General features: G+C 65.1%; 18 protein-coding genes, 1 other RNA gene and 1 riboswitch. Of the genes, 5 read left to right on the top strand and 14 right to left on the bottom strand.

The features are described 5' to 3' along the window. The first annotated feature begins 133 nt into the window (after window positions 1-133). On the top strand, window positions 134-604 hold the full coding sequence (gene smpB, locus ACIPXZ_RS02430; RefSeq protein ID WP_400590534.1) for an SsrA-binding protein SmpB: 471 nt from the start codon (window positions 134-136) through the stop codon (window positions 602-604). A gap of 73 nt (window positions 605-677) precedes the next feature. Then, window positions 678-1,046, top strand: a transfer-messenger RNA (tmRNA) gene (gene ssrA / locus ACIPXZ_RS02435). Between the two features lie 124 nt (window positions 1,047-1,170). Here ssrA and ACIPXZ_RS02440 read toward each other — a convergent pair. The 12 genes from ACIPXZ_RS02440 to ACIPXZ_RS02495 all read right to left on the bottom strand — a co-directional run bounded on the left by ACIPXZ_RS02440 (window position 1,171) and on the right by ACIPXZ_RS02495 (window position 15,058). After that, entirely contained in the window at window positions 1,171-1,527 is a 357-nt protein-coding gene (locus ACIPXZ_RS02440; protein WP_400590607.1) for an integrase core domain-containing protein, read from the bottom strand. A 1,625-nt stretch (window positions 1,528-3,152) separates the two neighbouring features. Beyond that, window positions 3,153-3,719, bottom strand: a complete 567-nt coding sequence (locus ACIPXZ_RS02445; protein ID WP_400590535.1) for a phosphatidic acid phosphatase — start codon at window positions 3,717-3,719, stop codon at window positions 3,153-3,155. A 45-nt stretch (window positions 3,720-3,764) separates the two neighbouring features. Beyond that, window positions 3,765-5,957, bottom strand: coding sequence for a transglycosylase domain-containing protein (locus ACIPXZ_RS02450; RefSeq protein ID WP_400590536.1), 2,193 nt, complete (start codon window positions 5,955-5,957; stop codon window positions 3,765-3,767). 56 nt (window positions 5,958-6,013) lie between these two features. Next, window positions 6,014-6,508 carry an SRPBCC domain-containing protein gene (locus tag ACIPXZ_RS02455; RefSeq protein ID WP_400590537.1) on the bottom strand — a complete coding sequence of 165 codons (495 nt, stop codon included), beginning with the start codon at window positions 6,506-6,508 and terminating at the stop codon, window positions 6,014-6,016. Window positions 6,509-6,618: 110 nt separating this feature from the next. Beyond that, entirely contained in the window at window positions 6,619-7,332 is a 714-nt protein-coding gene (locus ACIPXZ_RS02460) for a metal-dependent transcriptional regulator (RefSeq protein WP_400590538.1), read from the bottom strand. A gap of 31 nt (window positions 7,333-7,363) precedes the next feature. Further along, entirely contained in the window at window positions 7,364-8,614 is a 1,251-nt protein-coding gene (locus ACIPXZ_RS02465; RefSeq protein WP_400590539.1) for an Nramp family divalent metal transporter, read from the bottom strand. A 103-nt stretch (window positions 8,615-8,717) separates the two neighbouring features. Then, window positions 8,718-9,455: a class I SAM-dependent methyltransferase gene (locus tag ACIPXZ_RS02470; RefSeq protein WP_400590608.1), complete on the bottom strand. Its 738-nt coding sequence runs from the start codon at window positions 9,453-9,455 to the stop codon at window positions 8,718-8,720. A gap of 124 nt (window positions 9,456-9,579) precedes the next feature. Further along, window positions 9,580-10,980 carry an aminotransferase class V-fold PLP-dependent enzyme gene (locus ACIPXZ_RS02475; protein ID WP_400590540.1) on the bottom strand — a complete coding sequence of 467 codons (1,401 nt, stop codon included), beginning with the start codon at window positions 10,978-10,980 and terminating at the stop codon, window positions 9,580-9,582. A 38-nt stretch (window positions 10,981-11,018) separates the two neighbouring features. Further along, window positions 11,019-11,134: riboswitch (SAM riboswitch) on the bottom strand. A 76-nt stretch (window positions 11,135-11,210) separates the two neighbouring features. Continuing rightward, window positions 11,211-12,026, bottom strand: a complete 816-nt coding sequence (gene hisN, locus ACIPXZ_RS02480) for a histidinol-phosphatase (protein ID WP_400590541.1) — start codon at window positions 12,024-12,026, stop codon at window positions 11,211-11,213. A 55-nt stretch (window positions 12,027-12,081) separates the two neighbouring features. Further along, window positions 12,082-13,206: a ribosome small subunit-dependent GTPase A gene (locus tag ACIPXZ_RS02485; RefSeq protein WP_400590542.1), complete on the bottom strand. Its 1,125-nt coding sequence runs from the start codon at window positions 13,204-13,206 to the stop codon at window positions 12,082-12,084. Between the two features lies 1 nt (window position 13,207). After that, window positions 13,208-14,566: a 3-phosphoshikimate 1-carboxyvinyltransferase gene (gene aroA / locus ACIPXZ_RS02490; RefSeq protein ID WP_400590543.1), complete on the bottom strand. Its 1,359-nt coding sequence runs from the start codon at window positions 14,564-14,566 to the stop codon at window positions 13,208-13,210. Between the two features lie 3 nt (window positions 14,567-14,569). Continuing rightward, window positions 14,570-15,058, bottom strand: coding sequence for a DoxX family protein (locus tag ACIPXZ_RS02495; RefSeq protein WP_400590544.1), 489 nt, complete (start codon window positions 15,056-15,058; stop codon window positions 14,570-14,572). A 146-nt stretch (window positions 15,059-15,204) separates the two neighbouring features. Here ACIPXZ_RS02495 and ACIPXZ_RS02500 point away from each other — a divergent pair, with 146 nt between their 5' ends. From ACIPXZ_RS02500 to ACIPXZ_RS02510, 3 genes are all read left to right on the top strand, one after another. Next, window positions 15,205-16,041, top strand: coding sequence for a sigma-70 family RNA polymerase sigma factor (locus ACIPXZ_RS02500; protein ID WP_400590545.1), 837 nt, complete (start codon window positions 15,205-15,207; stop codon window positions 16,039-16,041). Further along, window positions 16,038-16,289 (top strand): mycothiol system anti-sigma-R factor, encoded by a 252-nt coding sequence (gene rsrA, locus ACIPXZ_RS02505; protein ID WP_400590546.1) that lies wholly within the window; start codon window positions 16,038-16,040, stop codon window positions 16,287-16,289. The genes ACIPXZ_RS02500 and rsrA overlap by 4 nt, the downstream gene beginning before the upstream one ends. A 119-nt stretch (window positions 16,290-16,408) precedes the next feature. Continuing rightward, window positions 16,409-16,483 carry a 50S ribosomal protein bL37 gene (locus tag ACIPXZ_RS02510; RefSeq protein WP_369299106.1) on the top strand — a complete coding sequence of 25 codons (75 nt, stop codon included), beginning with the start codon at window positions 16,409-16,411 and terminating at the stop codon, window positions 16,481-16,483. A gap of 119 nt (window positions 16,484-16,602) precedes the next feature. On the opposite strand, the gene ACIPXZ_RS02515 is transcribed toward ACIPXZ_RS02510, so the two are convergent. Further along, the gene (locus ACIPXZ_RS02515) at window positions 16,603-17,220 is read right to left on the bottom strand and encodes a PadR family transcriptional regulator (RefSeq protein ID WP_400590547.1); all 618 of its coding nucleotides are present in this window, start codon (window positions 17,218-17,220) and stop codon (window positions 16,603-16,605) included. Then, the gene (locus ACIPXZ_RS02520) at window positions 17,220-18,044 is read right to left on the bottom strand and encodes a DUF4097 family beta strand repeat-containing protein (RefSeq protein ID WP_400590548.1); all 825 of its coding nucleotides are present in this window, start codon (window positions 18,042-18,044) and stop codon (window positions 17,220-17,222) included. The genes ACIPXZ_RS02515 and ACIPXZ_RS02520 overlap by 1 nt, the downstream gene beginning before the upstream one ends. Window positions 18,045-18,251: the final 207 nt, after the last annotated feature.

Raw genomic sequence — 18,251 nt, forward strand, 5'->3', positions numbered from 1 at the left:
CCGCTGAAGGGCCCGTTCCGCGATTGGAACGGGTCCTTCAGCGTTCCTGTGTTCTCCTGCGGCTGAGAATGCAGAGGAAAGCGCCCGGCGTGAGTAGACTGGAAGGACTGTTTTCACGAAGAAGGAGTCCACCGTGCCGAAGGAAAGTGGCCGGAAAGTCGTGGCCACGAACCGCAAGGCGCGCCACGACTACGAAATCCTCGATACCTATGAGGCGGGCATCGCCCTCATGGGAACCGAGGTCAAGTCCCTGCGCGAGGGGCATGCCAACATGGGCGATGCGTTCTGCACCTTCTACGGCGACGAGCTGTGGATGGAGCAGACGAACATCCCCGAGTACAGCCAGGGCAGCTGGACCAACCATGCGTCGCGCCGTCGTCGCAAGCTGCTGTTGCACCGCGCCGAATTGGTGAAGATCTCACACAAGCTCCGCGAGAGCGGTTTCACCGTGGTGCCTCTGCAGCTGTACTTCGTGGATGGCCGGGTCAAGGTGGAGATCGGCGTGGCCCGAGGCAAGCGCGAGTACGACAAGCGACACTCTCTGCGCGAGGCCCAGGACAAGCGTGAAGCGCAGCGCGCCCTCCGGGCGCGGAACCGCCGCTAGCGTCCATCCTGCAGAAGGACTATACTAAAGAGTCCTGTTCGGGAAACCGTACGGGATTTTGGTAATTGAACATGGGGATGATCGGTTTCGACGGTGTCAGTCGAGGCAGGTGAAGCGGGCCGAGGATGCAGGCTTATCTCGTAAACGATGTCTGCAAACCAATAAGTGCCAACTCTAAGCGCACTGACTTCGCTCTTGCTGCCTAAGCAGTAAGACAGTCCGTCAGCCCACGGATGCTATCGCCGTGGAATCTGGCGTCGTTTAGATAGCCACTGCTGATCGCTCTCGTCATCGGAGCGATCGGGACTTTTTGATGACTGGGCCCGGATCAGCCAGCTGTTTGCAGCATGGCTGGGGCCGAGAAATTCCGACGCAAACTGCGCCCGGAGAAGCCCTGCTGAAGCGACATCGGACGCGGGTTCGATTCCCGCCATCTCCACATATGATGTCTTGGGACATCGGCGACACCCTCAGTCTTCGGGCTGGGGGTTTTGTCGTTTTCGCGGTTGGTATCCGCGGGCTGGGTGAGGGTTTCTCCGGTGGTTTCGGCCAGGGGCATGACGTTTTTATCCTGGATGATCAGGGCGACGCGGGTGCCTTTGTGGGGCGTCCGATGCCGAGGTGGCGGAGGAGTTTCGCGGCGTGGCACAGGCTGACTTCCTCGGTACCGTCCACTGTGTCTTGCCGGATTCTGCTGTGGCGGAGATGGCTTTGTCCGTGGTCGTGTAGGCACTGGCTCGGGTTTGCCGGTTCAGAGGCCGGTGGGGACGCTCGGTGTTGTAGATCCGGGCGAACGCCTGCGGGTCGTTGTTCAGCTCGGGCAGGTTCTGTGTCGGGGACCAGCAGTGAGCGACTTCTTGAGGGTCGAAGCATTCGATCTTGCTCTGGTCCTGTGGGCGGTACGGGAGAGCCGTTCTTCTGATCCCAGAACCAGAGCACGGCTAAGGGCCCCAGCCAAAATGGTCGGGACCCTTAGCCGGGAATCATCAACCCTCGAAGATCAAGCACCCTTCCGTTTGGCAGGAAACCTCGTCGCAACCGCCCAGCCGACGACAATAACCGCGGCAGTAATGAGCAGCTGAGTCAAACCAACCGGACCTCGTAGGACCACTGCGTAGATGAACTGCGCCACAGCGAACAACACCACCGGTCCAACTACGTCCCTCCACCTGAAATTCTTCATCGCTTCTCCTAACTACGCGCTCCGGAGATGATCGGGGACACGATCGCGACGCCAATACTGGTCAACACGGTACACGTAAGGCTGTTATTAGCGCACCACCTCTGTGCTGAATCGTACCCGTTCCGGAGCGCGTCCCAAATAGGATTGCTCTCCGCAACCGGCGCTATGTGAAGAACGACCTGCCAGTCCTTGAACAACACGTACCCGCTCGTGCACTTGCGCGGATCCTTGCCGGTCCAGTCGGCCTGAGTGGTTCCGATCTGGCAATACGCATAGTTTCCATCTCCGTAACCTGCGTTTGCCGCGACGGCTCCGGCGCCACTTACTAAGCCCAATGTAATGACGAACATGCTGATGAAGCGCTTGAACTTGTTCACTTCAACTCCTCGTCGGCTGCGAATGGTTTTTGTTCCCCCCGAGGAAAGTCCAGCTAAACATGCTTTGTGTGATTTAGTCAAGTATTTACAAGTAGTGACTTTTAAAATTCAAGCGTAGTCACTAAGTCTTGCGACGCGGAGGAAGTTCGCACACCGACCAGAGCTCTGTCGAGTGTGGAGTCTCTTTTGTGAGGAAAGGAACAAGAACATCTCTGAATGTCCGTATATGCGCAAGGAGGCATCCGAGCGGGAGGTCCCATGGGCATGGCGAGCAGAAGCGCCACGCGTTCACCATGCATGACATTCGTGCCGTTGCACACTAGCGCTCTGTGATGCTAGAACGACCTTCACCCCGCACACGTCGAGGACCTGAGGAACGCGATGATCGAACTCGCGGCCCCCACAAAAGAGCCACGGCTGACTGGGGTGCCCAGATCGACCACTGGGAACAGCGCGTTACCTATGCCGCCCACGAGAACTCCTTGCGTCCCAGTGGATCCGGTGCGGGTGCTGCGTACACCTGTCAAGACCAGCGGGCAGTTGAAGCATCCAGCGATCCGTCGTGGACGACTGGAGAGAACTCCGGATCCAACGCGACCACCACGTTGTGGGCGCCATCGACAGAATCCTCGCCGGAGGCCATCTCTGCGCCCGCTCATCCACTGTCGTCACTGCGATCCTGACGCCCAGATGATCCGCATCTATAACGCCATCGAACACGAGGCGCTGAGGTGACATCCTCTCGCTTGCAGACGCGGAGACGGCGGCGGTCTGTGAGAGGGGTGGTGCTGCAATAGACGGCTTTGGTGTTGAACCGGGCAGCGCCAATTCCGTCACCTCACTCCGGGCCGCGCGGGACTTCGCTTTGCACTCGCATTGTGGCAGTACAGTCCGATATCTAAAAGGTTTCTGAGGTTCTCGATTCCTGCGATCTCCGCCGGTGAAGGCCCCGGGTCTTTGCGATCCGGGCCCTTTCGGACGCGTGATCTCAGACCGCGACGGCGTAGGCCGCCCAGACGAGAAGTCCTGCCGGAATGCCCGCGAGCACCTGAGCCACGGTGTGGTCGCCCAAGCGGACCCGGGACCAGCCAACGGCGGCGGGAACGAGGAGCAGGAGCCAGCCCCATGGGCTCAGTGCCGCGATCAGAGCCGCGGTGGTGAAGGAGACCACCGCCATATGGACGCTCAGTTTCCAGAATGCGTTCACAGCCCCCACGACGACCATCCCGAGAGCCACGCTCAGGAGACCCACCACGGCCGCGCGCGGAGCGCCGAGGCCCACGAGGAGGGCAAAACCGATCCCGGCTGATACGAGCGAAGCCAACAGGACCGGGAGACGCTGCCTACGATTTCCCACGTGATGATCGCTCAGGCGGCCGCGCCGCGAGGCGATGACGATCCCCACGAACGGGCCCAAAGCGGTGAAGACCGCAGCGAGGAGCCCGAACCAGAAACCTCGCCAGCCGTCCGTCAAAGCACAGCTGACCAGGAGGAAAGCCGTGACGAGTACGGTGGGGGAGAGGACTTCCGTGATGATGCGGGCGAGACGGTGCATCCCGCAATCCTATCGAGACGAGGTGCCGGCCGGCCTCAGGCGGTGTTACCGCTTGGTCTTGGGCTTGGTGGCAGGAGCCTTCTTGGGAGTGGCCTTCTTCGGCACGGTCGGCGGATCGAATGCTCCATGGGGATAGAAGCCGGTCACTTGCTGCATGTACCGCGCCCATTGCGGACCCGCGATGTAGGCGCCGTCCACCGAGCGGTAGAACTTGCCGTTGATCGTGACGTTCTGGCCCTGCCGTCGTTCGCTGGCGTTGAAGGGGTCTCCGAAGAAGGACGCCGTGGCCAGGCCACGGGTGTAGCCGACGATCCAGGTCTGATTGTTGTACTGATTGGTGCCGGTCTTCGCTGCGGCAGGGGCTTTCACCTTGTCCGGGATCAGCAGGCCCGAGCCCTTCGACAGCACATCCTGCAGGACATTGCTTGCACGCTTGGCCACTTCGGGCTGGATCGCACCAGCCTTGCAGGAGGTGGCTTGACCGCCGTACGACTTGCCCTGGCGATCCGACACGCCCGTGATGGACAGCGGGACGCAGTAGGTGCCGTTGCCGGCGAAGGTGGCGAAGGCATTGGCCATGGTCAGTGGGGCCACGTTCTCGCCGCCCAGGAGATTGCCCAGGGTGTTCAGACCCAGCTTCTGGCCCTTCCCGGCGCCGTTGTGCATGCCCAGGGCATCGGCGGCACGCTGGATGTCGCAGAAATCATTGAGTCCTGCTGCGGAGGCGAAGGTCGCCGTGTTGATCGAGTAGTAGATGCCCTGGCGCACGGACATGGGGCGGTAGAAGCCGTCCTCGTCATTCTGCAGATTGCCAGCCGCGCCGAGGGAGGTCTGCGCGTCGTTGTAGGCGCCCGTCACGGGCCCGCAGGTGCTCTTCCAGGGATAGTTCATCGGATAGACCCGACGAGAGGCGTCGACCACCTGATCCGGCGACTTCCCTTCGCTGAGCCAGGCAGCGAGCGTCACCGGCTTCATGGTGGAGCCCGGTTGCATGCCGCCGACTCCTCCCAGGGGCAAACCGGCCGGATCTGTCTTGTCGACGTTGAAGTTGTACGTGGTGACGAAGCCGGAACCCTGTTTGGCGAGCATGCGTGAGTTCTGGGCCATCGCCAGGATCCTGCCGGTCCCGGGCTGCACCGAGACGAGCGACGCACCCCATTTGTCCGGATTGGCCCCCGTGGTGGCGTCCACCTGGTGCTGGGCCGGGGACTGCAGGCGCGGGTCCAAGGTGGTCTTGATGGTCAATCCGCCTCGCTGGAGCAGCCGGAGCCTTTCCTCAGAGGTGCTCCCGTAGAGCGGGCTGTTGAGGAACTGATGCAACACGTAGTCGCAGAAGTACGCGGCCTGCGAGGCGTAGGCACAGCCTTGCCGCGGGGGCTTCACGGCGAGTCGCAAGGGTGTCTTCACTGCGACGTCGTGCTGTTTGGCCGTGACGTAGCCATGCTTCAGCATGGCGTCGAGTACGAGGTTGCGGCGTGCCGTGGCACGCTCAGGGTGGGCCACCGGGTCGTAATAGCCCGGACCGTTGACCAGGCCGGCGAGCAGGGCCGACTGGGGCAGCGTGAGCTTGGCGGCGTCGACCGAGAAGAAGTACTGGCTTGCAGCCTGGATGCCGTAGGCGCTTCCGCTGAACGGGACGATGTTCAGATAGCCCTGCAGGATCTGGTCCTTGCTGAACTTCTTCTCGAGTCCCAGAGCGAGCTTCATCTCGCGTAACTTGTCGCCGGTGGTCTTCTGGCCGTTCAGAACGACGTCGGAGGAATCGCCCTTGGCCGTCAGATTCTCATTGAGCACATTCGTCACATACTGCTGGGTCAGGGTCGATGCGCCCTGCCGTGATCCGGAGGCGTTGCTCACCACCGCCCGCATGATCCCGACCGGGTCGATCCCGCCGTGCTCGTAGAAGCGGTAGTCCTCGATCGCGACGATCGCGTTGCGCATGGTGGGGGCGATCTGCTTCAAGGTGACATCGGTGCGGTTCTCGCTGAAGAGCGTGGCGATCTGGGATCCGTCCGAGGCGACGATCCTGCTGACCTGCCCGGGAGGCGTGATGGTGAGTTCGCTGGGCAGACTCTCAAAGAACTGCACGGAACCGGACGCCGCGGTACCGGCGCTGCTGACGAGTGGCACCAGAAGTCCAGCCGCCAGCGCACCGACGACGGCGCTCACGCAGACGAAGGCGAGGAGCCTTCCACACAGCGCGGCCACGGTCGACAGGACTCTTCTCACGGAACTCACCTGTTCGAGCCTAACGGAATCTTCGCCGGGGCCATCGATCCGGCGGATCCCCGTGGTCAGCGATAGAAGCCTTCACGAAGCCGGATCCCGTGCTCAAGCCATACCTTCAGTGCGGACAGCATGCCGGTCCAGCCCATGCAATTCCCGAAGGCGGCTTCGGCACCGTCTGCGGTGATCTTCCAGGCGTGTTCACGGATCGCGAGTCTTGTGCGGGCCCCGTCATCCGCCGGGGAGAAGCTGAAGTCGACGATCGTTCCCGCTTCGTCGACGGAGGTGCCGGGCGCCGCGCCCCACCGTATGGAGATGAGCCGGTCCTGCTCGGCTTCCAGCACCGTGACCGGGAAGGCTCCCGGGAAGTCGGCGAAGTCCCATTCGGCCGTGCTTCCCGCGGCATCCAGACGTCCTTTCGCGCCGCCCGTGGTGAAGTATTCGCTCAGCTGGGCCGGGTCGGCGACGGCTTCGTAGACCTCATGGACCGGCCGTGCGATGAAACCGAAAACCTCGAAACCCAGGTTCTCCGGGGTGGCATCGCTGTTCTTCTGCTCGGTCATCGTTTCCCTTTCCTTGTTCCGGTCCCGATGTCCCCACGCTAACCCGATCATCCGTTCAGGGCATCACCGGCGCGGCCGCCCCGCCGTCTCCGGGAGAGGCGGAACGCGACTCAGTCGAGTTCGCAGCCCTGGTGAGGGGCGTCGTCGGCGACCCAGAGTGCGTGCAGCGCCTGTTCCCCGAGTTCGGCGGAGTGTCCTTCGGACTGACCCGGAGGGGTCACCTGGACCTGCAGGGCGCCGCTGAACGGTTTGCGTTCGCCGACCTGGACGAGAGCGTCCACGTCCACTCCCTCCCGGGTGAGATACCGCAGGAGTTCCGGGTCGTCGTCGCTGATGCGGGTGATATGGCCGTGGTGCCCGGGGTCCAGTTCGGAGAGCAGCCTGGCCGCGGGGAGCCGGACCGTGCCGTCCTCTGACGGGATGGGGTCACCGTGCGGGTCCTTCCCCGGATGCCCGAGCTTCTCTGCCAGGCGGGCGACGAAAGTGTCCGACACGGCATGCTCCAGGAGTTCAGCCTCATCGTGCACCTCATCCCAGGCATACCCGAGTTCACGGACCAGGAAGGTCTCGATCAGCCGGTGCCGGCGTACGACGGCCAAGGCCAGCCGGCGCCCGTCCTCGGTGAGAGTCACGGCGCTGTAGGGCTTGTGATCGACCAGGCCCAGGTCCTTGAGCTTGCGGACCATTTCGGAGACCGAGGAGTTGGCCACGCCGAGCCGTTGCGCCAGCTGGGTGCTGTTGATGGCCTTGTCCTGCCACTCGGTGAAGGAGTAGATGACTTTGACGTAGTCCTCGATCGAGGACGAGGCTGCGGCAGACTTCACGCTGACCAGTCTACCGACGAGGGGTGAGGGCTCAGCTGCCGCCCGTGAACGTGAGCCAGATGAGCACGCCGTTGAGGACGACCACGAGGATCATGCTGATGGCGGCTGCGAGTTGAAGTGCCGGGTGGTCGGCATGGATTCCCATGATCTTCTTGTTCCGGCTCAGCAGGAACAGGGGCACCAGGGCGAAGGGTATGCCGAAGCTCAAGGCAACCTGGCTCAGGACCAGCACCTGTGTGGGGTCCATTCCGATGGCGAGGATGGCGATGGCGGGGATCAGCGTGATCACCCGGCGGGTCATCAGGGGGATCTGGACCTTGAGCAGGCCTCCCATGATGCTTGCGCCCGCGTAGGATCCCACCGCGGTGGAGGCGAGCCCGGACGCGAGAAGCCCCACGGCGAAGACCGCGCCGACGACGGGGCCGAGCGTGTCGGTGATGGCGGCGTGAGCTCCTTCGATGCTGTCCGTCCCCTCGCGGCCCGAGAGTGCGGATGCGGCGAGCAGCAGCATGCCGATATTGACGGCTCCGGCGATGGCGAGGGCTGCGACGACGTCCCAGCGCGTGGCGCGGATGAGTCGCCGGAGCGTCGAGACGTCGGGAGCCTGCTGTCCCAGGGGACGGTGACGGTCTCTTGCGAGTGCGGAGTGCACGTAAATGGCGTGGGGCATGACCGTGGCGCCGAGCATGCTGGCTGCCAGGAGCACCGAGCCGCTGCCCTCGAAGCGGGGGACGAGCCCGCCCAGGACTCCTTCCGGGCTCGGAGGGCTGAACACCAGGCCGCAGAGGAAGCCGATCGTGATGACCGCGAGCAGAACGATGATCGAGTTCTCGAAGGCGCGCTGTCGACGGCGGCTTTGCATGCTGAGCAACAGCATCGAGGCCGCACCGATGATGAGGCCTCCGAGGGGGAGGGGGAGGCCGAACAGCAGGTTCAGGGCTATCGCTCCGCCCACCACCTCGGCCAGATCCGTGGCGATGGCGACGGCTTCGGCCTGGAGCCAGAAGAGTCTTCGTCCCCAGGTGGGGAACCGCTGGCCGAGCAGTTCGGGCAAGGAATGGCCGGTGACGAGGCCCAGCTTCGCCGATTGGTACTGGACCATCACCGCCATCAGATTTGCGGCCACCAGCACCCAGACGAGGAGATAACCGAACTGCGCCCCGGCGGTGAGATTGGCGGCGACATTCCCGGGGTCGACGTATGCGATGGCCGCGACGAAGGCGGGGCCGAGCAGAAGGAGTCCGGGGGTGGTGCGCGGCCGGGTGGACAGCTCCGTGGGCATCATCGTCTCCTATTAGGCATTCCGAATTCAATAGTTTCGGCTTACCTAAAATTTAGCCGCCCAAGGGATGTCAGGCAAGTCCATGGATGTCGGTGACGCAATGTCACAGACGCTGCGCACGCCAGGCGTAACAGCGATAGGGGAGAGTGATCATTTCCTCGGCCCCATGCCCCAAATGTTCATGGAGGTACCAGTCGAGATTGGCCATGACCTTCGCCCGGACAGGCTCCGCGGACCTGAGGTAGTAGCTGCGCGACTTGGCCAGCTCGATGATGTCGGCCGTGCTCAGCTCGTCGTTCCAGGGCAGCACGGCTGCTGCCGCCTCACCGAACCCAGGCCCGATCGCGGGGACGAAGTGGGGTTTGATGACGTCTCCCGCGTGCATGATGCGGGACAGCCGGTGGACCCACGGTACCGAGGTGTCCAACTGATTCCACAGCAGCGCCAGAGTTCCTTCGGGCCGCAGGACGCGGGCCGCCTCGGCGCTCGCGGCCTGCGGGTCCACCCAGTGCCAGGTCTGTGCGGCCGTCACGACGTCGGCGCTTGCTGACGGGAGACCGGTCGCCTCGGCTGTTCCGACGACCGTGGTGACGTCCGGCAGTGCCGTGTGCAATTGACGCAGCATGTCCTCGGACGGCTCCACCGCGGTGACGGACAACCCCAGGGCGCCCAGAAGAGCGGTGAACTTCCCGGTTCCTGCTCCCAGATCGACGGCGTCCGCCGCGCCGGCGGGAACGCACCAGCGTGCCGCCTCCTCTGGATAAGAGGGCCGGACCCGCTCATAGTGTTCGCCGCCGCGTTCGAAAGCCCTGCCCATGTCGCGTCGTCGTGCGACGTCCATACGGGGGCCGCCGGAAGGGGATACGTGACGGGAGGACACGGTGCTGCTCCAACTGCTCGGGGATCGTCGTCGCTAAAAGGTTCTCACGACGACGTGGCTCCCCGAGCAGCGGGCAGGCGGGCCGTCATTCCCCCGTGGCGCAGGGGGCGGCTCCGGCAGTGCCCGGAGTGTTGGGCGCCCAGTGAGGATAGCTTCGCTGATCGTTGGACGGCACCCACCGGCCGGCGTCGACCACGTAGTCCCAGCCGAGTCCCTCCTCGCGGAGCCGCCGGATCCCGGCGATCAACCGGTCGGCATCCTCCAGGCGAGACCCCAGCCCGAAGCTGGCCCGCAACGAGCCTGCCGGAAGGCCGAGACGCTTCAGAAGCGGATGCGCGCAGAATTTGCCGTCGCGCAACCCCACGCCGTGCTCCGCCGAAAGATAGGCGGCCACGAGGCCGGCGTCGTAACCCTCGACGGAGAAATTGACGACGCCGATCGAATCGACGGAATCGCTGAACACCCGATGCACGGTGACGCCGTCGAGCGCTGTGAGGCCCTCCTCGAGATGGCGCCTGATATCGGCCTCGTGCTGCTGCCAGGTGTCGTGATCCAGCGACGCGAGCACCTGGGTCGCACGCGCCAGTGTCGCGGCACCGAGCACATTGGGCGAGCCGCCTTCATGCCGGGCCGGACCGGTGGTCCACGTCACTGAATCGAGCCGCGCCTCACGAACGGCCCCGCCGCCGAGCAGGTGGGGGGTTCCCGCGTCGAGCCAGTCCGCGCGGCCCACGAGGACTCCGGCACCGAACGGGGCATACAGCTTGTGCCCCGAGAAGGCGAGGTAGTCGACGTCGAGGGCGCTGATGTCGATGCGGCGGTGGGGCGCCAATTGCGCCGCATCCACCACGATCCGGGCACCGTACTCGTGGGCCAGTGCGGCCAGCTCGGCGATCGGGAGGATCTCTCCGGTGACGTTCGAGGCGCCCGTCACCGCCAGCAGCGAAACACCTCCCGCCTCAAGTTCCTCACGGATGGCGGACACGGTTTCGGTGAGAGTCTCCTGGGCCACCAGGCTGCGGTGCGCCACGCGCTGCCACGGCAGCAGATTGGCGTGGTGCTCGATGTCCAGGTACAGGACCTCCCCGGCCTGCTCGCCGTTCCTCTGGGGAAGGCATCCGGCCAGCACATTGAGTGAATCGGTGGTGTTGCGTGTGAAGATCACCAGGTCGTCGGGCCGACCGCCGATGAACTCGCGCACGATCTCGCGGGCGTTCTCATAGACCGAGGTGCTGATCTGGGACGCATAACCGGCCCCGCGGTGCACGCTGGCGTAGTACGGGAGGATCTCGTTCAGATAGGCGGAGACCACGCTCAGCGCGGGAGCGGAGGCCCCGTAGTCGAGGTTGGCGTAGCGGATGTCGCCGCCCTGGATGAGCGGTGCCTGGATCTCGGCTCCGGTGACGGCCGCGAAGGGATGCGCGGCCGGCGACGACGGCGCATGGGCGGCCTGAGCGGTACGGCGGGCAAGGGTGTTGACGGACATGCTGGGACCTCTGCATCGTGGAGGGGCCCGCTGAGCGGGCGCCGCGCTTGCCGATCCGCTGTCTGCGGTCGGCCTGGTCGTCACCCGGGGCACCCCACCGCGTCTGGAGGGTTGCCGGCCAGCAAACCGGGGTTTAGCGCTGGCACTCGTGACCTGTTCACGAGCGTACGACAGCGGCGCGTCCGCAGGGGAACGCGCCGCTATTGTTACGCAGAATATGACTTCGGAGCTCAGGGAAGCAGATCGTCCAAGGCAGGGTTCAGGCGGTGCAGGAACTCGGAGTGGAGGATGCCGTTGCTGGCCACGGCGTTGCCGCCGAAGGGTCCGTCCTGCCCGTCCAATGAGGTGAAACGGCCTCCAGCCTCCGTGACGATCGGGACCAGGGCCGCCATGTCGTAGAGGTTCAGTTCCGGCTCACAGGCCAGATCGACGGCGCCTTCAGCCAGAAGGCAGTACGACCAGAAATCACCGTACGCCCGGGTCCGCCACACGGAATCGTGGAGGTCGAGGAAACTGTCCAGCATCCCGCGTTCCTTCCAACCGTGAAGGCTGGAATAGCTGAGGGACGCATCCTCCATGCGGTGCACGTCAGACACCTTGAGGCGGGTGGCGGAGGCCAGCGAGCGGCCGGTGAAGGCCCCATGGCCCTTGGATGCCCACCAGCGCTTGCCCAGGGCAGGCGCGCTGACAACGCCCACGACAACCTCGTCATCCTCGATGAGGGAGATCAGGGTGGCCCAGACGGGCACGCCCCGCACGAAGTTCTTGGTTCCGTCGATCGGGTCCACCACCCAACGGCGGGAGCCGTGCCCGGTGGTCCCGAACTCTTCGCCGATGACAGCGTCGCGGGGCCGGGACCGGGACAGCTGCCCACGGATGTACTCCTCGGCGCTGCGATCCGCGTCGCTGACCGGAGTGAGGTCCGGCTTCGTCTCGACCTTCAGGTCCTGCGCCTTGAAGCGTTCCATCGTCTGGGCATCGACCTGGTCGGCCAGCACGTGCGCCAGGCGGAGGTCATCGGTGTAGTTCTGGGTGGGGACCGTCATGGGTTAAACCGTACCCATCGCGGGAGGACCCACAGCCCGCGACGCACCGAAGTGCTCATGGGGCTCCGAGTTCCTTGCTTTCCCGCTCTTCCTGTATTCCGGCGTCCAGCACACGCCGCAACGAGTCGAGGCGGGAGGCCCCGGCCGGGCCCGCATGCCCCTCCGCGACCCATGCGTCCAGGCCACATCCCACAGCCTGCGCGCCGTGCTTGCAGCCTCGCTCACAGGCTTCCGTGCCCGGAGCCAGATCGGGGAACGCGGCCAGGATACGGCTCGGATCGACCAGGGCCAGCCCGAAGGAGCGCACCCCGGGCGTGTCGATGATCCACGTGCCCGGACGGGCGTCCGGCATCTGGAGGGCCACGGCGGAGCTGGAGGTGTGGCGTCCCCTCCCGGTGACCGCGTTGACGTGACCGGTGGCGCGGTCCGCGCCGGTGAGTGCATTGACCATCGTGGACTTGCCCACTCCGGAGTGCCCGAGCAGCACGCTGACGTAGCCGTCCAATTCGTCCCGGAGTTCCGTGACGGCGCTTCCGAGCAGGGACGCCGAACCGCCGTCGGCGCTCCTGGCATCAATCCCATTGGCGCCGTTCTCCGTGGTGCGGCTGATGATCACCCGCAGATCGAGAGCCTGATAGTTGGCCAGCAGCTCCGCCGGATCCTTCACGTCCGCTTTGGTGATGAGCAGGATCGGTTCGATGCCGGCGTCGTAGGCAGCGACCAGTGCCCGGTCGATGAAGCCGGTCCGAGGCTCGGGATTGGCGGCAGCCACCACGATCACCAATTTGTCGGCATTGGCGACGACGGCGCGCTCGACGGGGTCGGTGTCATCCGCGCTGCGACGCAGCAGCGTACTGCGCTCCTCGATCCGCACCAGACGGGCCAGGGTGTCGGGCTTGCCCGAGACGTCACCGACGAGCGCCACGAAATCGCCCACCACGACGGGCTGGCGTCTGAGTTCCTTGGCACGGGCGGCGATGATGATCCGCTCCTGGGGTGTCCCTTCGTCCAGGACCGCCGTGTAGCGGCCCCGGTCGACGGTGACGATCCGGCCGGTCACAGCATCGGAGTGGCTGGGCCTGTCCTTGGTCCGCGGACGTGAACCGCGCTTGTTGGGCCGCTGCCTGACGTCCGACTCGTCCCAATCGGAAAGGGCTCGCGAGGCGCCGCCTCGAGCCATCTCAGGCGTCCGCCCCGGCCGGCACGGTACGGGACTCCTGAGCGGAGGAGCCCAGCATGGCCTGCCAGAGCGCGGGGAAATCGGGCATGGTCTTGGCTGTCGTGGCGATGTCCTCGACCTGGGTGCCGGGAACCGCAAGGCCCCAGATCGCACCAGCCGTCGCCATCCGGTGATCTGCGTAGCTCTGCAGCACGGCACCGTGGAGGGGGACCGGGCGGATGATCAGGCCGTCGGTGGTCTCTTCGGCATCCCCGCCCATGCGACGGATCTCCGTGACCAACGCTTCCAGACGGTTGGTCTCGTGGCCGCGCAGATGTGCGATTCCGCTCAGACGCGAGGGCGTGTCAGCCAGGGCGCACAGCGCTGCGACGGTGGGGGCAAGCTCGCTGGTGTCGGCGAAGTCCCCGCCCTTGATGCGGTCGCCACCGGTCACCACGAGTGTTCCGTTCTCGAGGGAGACCCGTGCACCCATGCGCCGCAGGATGTCCTGCCAGAGGTCCCCGACCTGTGTCGTCGGTGACGGCCAATGGGGCACCCGCACCGTGCCGCGGGTCACGAGTGCCGCCGCGAGGAAGGGGCCGGCATTGCTCAGGTCCTGCTCGATCCGGACATCGAAGGCATCGATGGTGCCGGGCGCCACGAACCAATGGTCGGGAACGGAATCATCGACCGTCACCCCCAGGGAACGCAGGACCTCGACCGTCATCCTGATGTGGTCCAGGCTGGGCACCGGCTTACCGGAGTGCTCGATGTGCAGTCCGTCGCGGAAGCGGGCCCCCACGAGCAGCAGCGCGGAGACGAACTGGCTGCTTCCGCTCGCGTCGATCACGACGTGGCCACCCCGGACGGTGCCCTCGCCGTGCACGGTGAAGGGGAGTGCCGACGGCGATTCGCCGTCGTCGCCCGTGAGGTCGAGGCCGAGTGCGCGGAGCGACTGGAGGATCGCGCCCATCGGGCGCTTCCTGGCGTGCGGGTCGCCATCGAAGCGGGCGGTCCCGTGGCGCAAGGCGGCGAGTGCGGGGACGAATCGCATGACGGTACCCGCCAGGCCGCAGTCAATCCGGACGTCCGAGGCCGAAGCCTTCGCCGGCATCGGAGTGATGAGGAGATCCGGTCCGAAGGACCCGTCTCCGGGCACCTCCTCGACGGTTGCCCCCAAAGCCCGCAGGGCCTCCACCATGAGGGCGGAATCACGGGAGTGCAGTGGCGCTCGTAGCCGGGAAGGTGCCTCCGCCAGGGCGGCGAGCACCAGATACCGGTTGGTCAGGGATTTGGAACCAGGGACGGTGACCACCGCGTCGACGGGGCCGGCTGCCAGAGGTGCCGGCCAGGCCTGGATCTCACGAGCGTCCTGCGGCACCGATCATGCTCCCTTCGGAGCGTCGGAGGTCACGGCGGGCCGGTTCTTCACGCGCCAGGCAAGGCTCGGCTTGCCGGCCGTGTCCACCGCGGCGAGGAGGGCGGCCCCGGTCAGGGAGAGATTCTTCAGAAGCGCACGACGCCGGGCGGCGCGGCCCTCCTTGGTGGTCGTGTCGGCCTCACGGTGTTCCACCAGTGCGGTGCACACCGCGGACGCGGCGAGCAGCAGAGCGGAAGCGCGCGGAAACCGTCCCAGGGCGTAAAGGGCCCCGGCACCCACCTGGACGCCACCCGCGACACGGTTGATGGCGGCGTCGCCCAACTCGAGTGGCGAGGCATCGACGGCGCGACGCAGCAGCGCCGACGGCCTGCCTGCGGGGTCATTCGCGGATTTGATCTTCTGGACGCCATCGGCGACAAAGCTGCTGGCGATGAGCGGACGGGCCAGGAACCGGACCACGGACACGAGGGTCTCCTTCTTCAGCTGGTGCACTTAGACGGCTTGTGGACCGGCCTGATGACAGGCGCGGACCACTCCTAGTCTTGCACCTTTGCGGAATATTTGCCGTCGGGGAGCCGTTCCCTTACACAGCGGCGAAGCGGGGACGGCCCCCGTCCCAGGAGTCTTCAGGAGGTCCGATGCCCGTGGTCATGGAGCGCGCTGCGCCCCAGGTGACGCTCTCCCCGAACGGTCTGGCGTCCATCCCGCTCCCCAGCCTCGCTTCGCGTCGGCAGGGGACCCCGCGCGGTCTAGACTGGACCGCGATGAACACGACGGAATCCCAAGTCCCGGAACCGGGCGCGGAAGCAGGCTCCTCCACCCAGGCCCAGGGCCGGGTCGTCGAGGACGCCGAACTGGATGTCGCCTCGGAGAGCGCCGGGGAGCGCCGGGCACGCTTCGAACGCGAAGCCATGCAATACGTGGATCAGCTCTATTCCGCGGCCATGCGCATGGCCAGGAATCCGGCGGATGCCGAGGACCTGGTGCAAGAGGCGTACACCAAGGCGTTCTCCGCCTTCCATCAGTACAAGCCGGGCACGAACCTGAAAGCGTGGCTGTACCGGATCCTGACGAACACCTACATCAACCTGTACCGGAAACGGCAGCGTGAGCCCTTGCAGTCGCATGGGGAGACCATCGAGGACTGGCAGCTGGCGCGGGCCGAGTCGCACACCTCCACGGGGTTGCGTTCCGCCGAGGCCGAGGCGCTGGACCACCTTCCGGACTCCGACGTCAAGCGTGCGCTGCAGTCCATCCCGGAGGAATTCCGGCTGGCCGTGTACTTCGCGGATGTCGAGGGGTTCGCGTACAAGGAGATCTCAGAAATCATGAACACCCCGATCGGGACGGTCATGTCCCGCCTGCACCGAGGACGCAAGATGTTGCGTGAGCTGCTGGCGGAGTACGCGGCCGATCGAGGGTTTGGAGTGCAGCGCACGGCCGCTGACACGGCATCAGTGGAGAAGACGAAATGAAAGACTGCCAAGGCCTGGGCGATTGTGAAGACGCCCGGATTGAACGTATTTATGAATACCTGGACGGTGCCCTGCCGCGTGCTGACGTGGAAGAGATCAAGGAACATCTCGCCAGTTGCCCGAATTGCCTGGAGCAGCATGACCTGGAATGCATGATCCGTTCCATGGTCAAGCGTTCCTGCACGGAGGCCGCTCCGGCTGAACTCAAGCAGAGCATCCTGGAGAAGATCCACTCCGCTCGCAGCTGATCCACCCTGGCCGGGGGTGCTCCGCGTTTCCGCGATGATGCCGCGGTTTCGCGAGGGTCGCCTCGGTATGGGAGACTTGAGGGCAGCTCTCGACGAGTGACAAAAGAAGGAGTCCAGCTATGAGCAAGCGCGCACGCAAGCGTCGTGACCGCAAGCGCGGCGGTGCCAACCACGGCAAGCGCCCCAACACCTGAGCAGCTGACACCCCGTGAGGGGTGACTGCTCGGCTTGCGCCGAAAGGAACGGGCCCGGAACCATGAGGTTCCGGGCCCGTTCCGTTGTGCGTCACGATGTGGGTGAGCGTTCAAGTGGGTCAGCGTTCAAGCAGTTCCTTCGCGTCGGCACGGGCCTGGTCCAGGACCCGGCGGAGAGAATCCAATTGGGTCTCGCTGAGTTCCCCCCGCGCTTTCTGCAGACGGATGAGCATCAGGAGCTCCGAACGGAAGCCGTGCACCAGCTGTTCCGCCGCACGGCTGCGGGCGAAGCTGCCGGCCTGAGCCGCCACCGATGGCGGGAGGACCGGTTCCTGATGTGCCGCCGCGGCCCGCGCCTGGCGGGAGGTGCTGTTCAACTCCTCGCGCAGCGAACGGATATTGCTGCCGATGTCCTCGCGGAGGCTGTCGGCGAGACGGCGGACAGAGGCTGTGATGTCCTTCTCCACGGAGCTGAGTTCCTCGCGACGGCTGTCCAGTTCGCGCCGCCCTGCCTCGGTGAGGGTGTAACTCGTCCTGCGGCCATCGACCTGAGTGGAGACGAGTCCTTCCTCTTCCAGCTTGGCCAGTCGCGGGTAGATGGTTCCGGCGCTGGGGGAGTACGTGCCGTTGAAGCGGTCACTCAGGGCCTTGATGAGGTCGTAGCCGTGCTTGGCTCCGTCCTCGAGCAGAGCCAGGAGGTAGAGGCGCAGTGCGCCGTGGGCGAAGACCGGCGGCATCAGAGGGCCTCCTCCGCGGTGGTGGCGGGGGCGTGGACCACGGACAGGTTGCCGGAGACGGAGTTCGTCCGGAGCACGACGAGATGCTCCTCAGGACCCGCAATGGTCTTGACCGTGTTCTTCACCGGCATGTAGCGCTGTGAATCGATGATCACCTGACCGGATCCGGTCTTGGCGGTCAGATCCACCCCGCTCTCCCAGGGCAGTCGCACGGTCACGTCTCCCGAGACGGTGTTGGCGCCGATGTCCTGCGTGTCGGGGGAGACATCCAGAAGGATCTCGCCGCTGACGTTGTTGAGGCGGACATGGTTGAGGCGGCCTGTCGCGGTGACGGCGCCCGAGACCGTGTTGACGCTCAGGCTTCCGTGATGGTCGCGGACGATCGCCTCGCCGCTGACGGAGTTGACGTCGAGGTGGGACGCTGTGCGATCCGCGACGACGTCACCGGAGACCGTGTTCAGCGAGGTCTTGGCGGTGGTGCCGCTGACGAGTCCGTCGCCGGCCACTGTGGAAGCGTCCACCTGGATACCCGACGGAACGGCGATGCTCAGGATCACGCGGTTCTCGTGGGATCGGGTCACGCTGTTCATGACGTTCTTGAACCAACCCTGTGGCCCGGGCTCCTGATGGCGGATCTCCAGGCGTCCAGCGGTGAACGAGACGTCGAGTGGATCGCCGGCGACTTCCGAGATCTCGATCCGGGTGACGTCTTCTTCGTGGGTGACGATGTCGAAACGGCCGCTCACGATCCCCAGTTTCAGGGACGTGACTCCGTCGATGTCGATGGTCTGAGGGCCCGTGACGACCCAGCGTTCTTCTGCCATGCTCTCCTCCTCGGTCCATTGCGATATATCGCGTCTATGACTTCACGATATATCGCGATATATCGTGAGTCAAGAGCTTGGCTTAAACGCGTTGCGTGCTCAGTTGTGGCGGGTGTTGACTCGGAACACCCCCCACAACAGCGCACACAAACGCGGGGGAAGTCAGGCGGTGGGCTCCGCGATGTTAAGCCACAGGAACCACCCACG

The sequence above is a fragment of the Arthrobacter sp. NPDC090010 genome, assembly GCF_044748305.1.
Classification (GTDB): Bacteria; Actinomycetota; Actinomycetes; order Actinomycetales; family Micrococcaceae; genus Arthrobacter_E.